The organism is Roseisolibacter sp. H3M3-2 (genome assembly GCF_029211165.1).
Classification (GTDB): Bacteria; Gemmatimonadota; Gemmatimonadetes; order Gemmatimonadales; family Gemmatimonadaceae; genus Roseisolibacter.
Genome location: NZ_JARGEK010000537.1, coordinates 1 through 2,473 on the forward strand (window position 1 = coordinate 1; position 2,473 = coordinate 2,473).

Below are 2,473 nucleotides of genomic sequence, written 5' to 3' on the forward strand. Positions count from 1 at the left end.
GCGCGTACGCCGCACGCGCCGCGGCCATCCTGCGCGACGCCGCGCGCGCCGACCTCGGCGAGGCGCGCCTCGTCGAGGACGCGACCGGGCGCGTGCACCTCGCCGTCCACGTCCGCGGCGCCACGCCGGGGCGGCACGGGCTCCACCTGCACGCCGTCGGCGCCTGCGTCGCCGCGGGCGGCTTCGCGTCGGCGGGGGGGCACTACAACCCCACCGCGCGGGAGCACGGCCACGACAACCCGCTCGGCTTCCACGCCGGCGACCTGCCGAACGTCGAGGTGACGCCGGCCGGCGAGGGGCGCCTGGTCGTGGCGCTCGGGCAGTTCGCGCTCGCCGCGCTGGCCGACGCCGACGGCACCGCGCTCGTGCTCCACCAGAACGAGGACGACCGCCGCACCAACGCCGGCCCGGCGGGCCCGGGGAACAGCGGCGCCCGCGTCGCCTGCGGCGCGCTCCGGTTCGAGTGAGCGACCGACCCCACCCCGCACCCGAGCCGACGCCCATGCGCCCCACCGTCTTCCTCTCCAGCGCCGCCGCGGCGCTCCTCGCTCTCGCCGCCCCGCCGGCCGCGGAGGCCCAGCAGGTCGCCACCCGCGCCGACCTGGCCGCGATCCTCGGCGCCACCGCGCGCACCGAGACGTTCGACGACGTCACCGACCCCGCGCGCGGCGTGTACGCGGCCACCACGCACGGGACGACGCCCGGCGCCGGCCTGCCGCTCACCGGCGAGACCGTCCTGCGCGACCGCGGCGCGGGGCTGATCGAGCCCGGACTCGCGTTCTCCAACGCGAACAACGGGCACTGGTTCTGGCCCGCCGGGTGGGGCTCGTACGGCAACGCGAGCACCGTGTACTCGGGGAGCCACGCGACGCAGGACGTCGCGTTCACGACGCCCACGCGCGCGTTCGGGCTCGACCTGTACGTCTTCGCGAGCCAGCCGATCGGCACCACGATCTCGGTGTTCGACCTGGCCGGCGCGCTCGTCGGCTCGGCGACGCTCACCCCGACCGCCGGGCAGTTCTTCGGCTGGCGGCACGACGCGGGGATCGGGCGCGTGCGGCTGCAGGGCGGGACCAACGACGCCGCCGGCATCCGGATGGACGACGTGACGTTCGGCGCCGGCCCCGCCGCCACCACGACCGCGCCCGAGCCGGCGACGGTGACGCTGGTCGGCGCCGGGCTCGCGCTGGTCGCCGCGGCCCGCCGCCGCGCGCGGCGCGCATAGGTCGGTCGCACTACGCGCGCGGCGCCCGCGACGCCGACGTTGCACGCCCACTCCCTCCCGACGCACGGGTATCCCATATGAAGTCCACGATCCGCCTCGCCGCCGCGCTGCTCGCGCTGGCCGCGATCCCACAGGTCGCGGAGGCGCAGTTCGGCGGCCTCCGCAAGCGCCTCGAGCAGAAGATCGGCCTCGCCGAGGGCGGCGAGCGCGCGCCCGCGTTCTCCGACCGCGTCCTCGAGATCACCGACGCGCGCCTCGACCAGCTGGTGAAGGGGCTGCGCGTCGAGGCGGGCGAGGCGGCCGCGCAGGAGAGGCGCGACGCCGCCGGGCGCGCCCGCGACGCCGAGCGCGCGAAGCAGGACGAGGCGTACGCCGCCTGCTCGCAGCCGTTCGCCAAGGAGCTGCTCCGCTACACCGGCATGACGATGGGGCTCGCCTTCGCCGCGAAGCGCGAGCAGGACAAGAGCGGCAAGGCCGGCGGCCCGATGCAGGATTCGCTCAAGGCGGTCACCGACCGGATGGTGAAGACGAAGGACGCGATGGTCGCGAAGTGCGGCGCGGAGCCGCCCGAGTCGTCGGACTCCTCGTTCGACGCGATGGCGGCCGACGAGGGGCGCGACCCGCAGGCGCTCGGCGCGCGCGCGGCGGGGCTGACGGCCGACCAGTACGCGGTGCTGCGCGAGCGCGCGGCGGCGTTCGTGCTCGCGCGCGGCGGGCGCACCGGCTCGTACGTGTACGCGGCGGGGGAGCGCGCGTCGCTGGAGCACCGCGCGCGCGAGCTCGCGCCCTTCCGCGCCCTGCTCGGCGGGTGATGGGCGTGCGGCCGTCCGCGCGGGTGCCGCGGCTCGCCCGCGCGGTCGCGCTGTTCGCGGCGCTCGCGCTGGGCGGCCCGCTGCTGTGGGCCGGGGCCCCGGCCGATCCGGTGCGGTGGCGGACCGGCGCGCCCGGCGTCGAGTGGGCGGAGCTGGCGTTCGACGGCGCGCCGATCCCGCTGCGCGTGGTGGTCGCGCGCGTCGACCCGCGGCGCGTGCGCCTCTCGCTCGACGCCGCGCGCGAGGGGCGGCGCGGGACGTGGACGGTGGACCGCGCGGCCGGCGACCGGGGCGCCGCGGTGGCGCTGAACGCCGGGCAGTTCGGCGGCGCGGTGCCGTGGGGGTGGGTGGTGCACCGCGGGCGCGAGGTGCGCCCGCCGGGGGCGGGGGCGCTGGCGCCGGCGGTGGTGGTCGACACCGCGGGCGCGGTGCGGCT

At 78.4% G+C, this 2,473-nt stretch carries 4 protein-coding genes; all 4 read left to right on the plus strand.

From position 1 onward, the window contains the following. A partial coding sequence (locus PYV61_RS24140) for a superoxide dismutase family protein (RefSeq protein ID WP_275836429.1) occupies window positions 1-467 on the plus strand: 467 nt, incomplete at its 5' end. Window positions 468-502: 35 nt separating this feature from the next. After that, window positions 503-1,225: a PEP-CTERM sorting domain-containing protein gene (locus tag PYV61_RS24145; protein WP_275836430.1), complete on the plus strand. Its 723-nt coding sequence runs from the start codon at window positions 503-505 to the stop codon at window positions 1,223-1,225. A gap of 77 nt (window positions 1,226-1,302) precedes the next feature. Next, a complete protein-coding gene (locus PYV61_RS24150) occupies window positions 1,303-2,037 on the plus strand; it encodes a hypothetical protein (RefSeq protein WP_275836431.1) in 735 nt (244 codons plus the stop codon). Window positions 2,038-2,042: 5 nt separating this feature from the next. Further along, on the plus strand, window positions 2,043-2,473 hold a 431-nt coding region (locus tag PYV61_RS24155; RefSeq protein ID WP_275836432.1), incomplete at its 3' end, for a hypothetical protein.

Excerpts from the sequence above, each read along its gene's own strand:
- PYV61_RS24145 (WP_275836430.1), top strand. The coding sequence starts at position 503 with ATGCGCCCCACCGTCTTCCTCTCCAGCGCCGCCGCGGCGCTCCTCGCT.
- PYV61_RS24150 (WP_275836431.1), top strand. The coding sequence starts at position 1,303 with ATGAAGTCCACGATCCGCCTCGCCGCCGCGCTGCTCGCGCTGGCCGCG.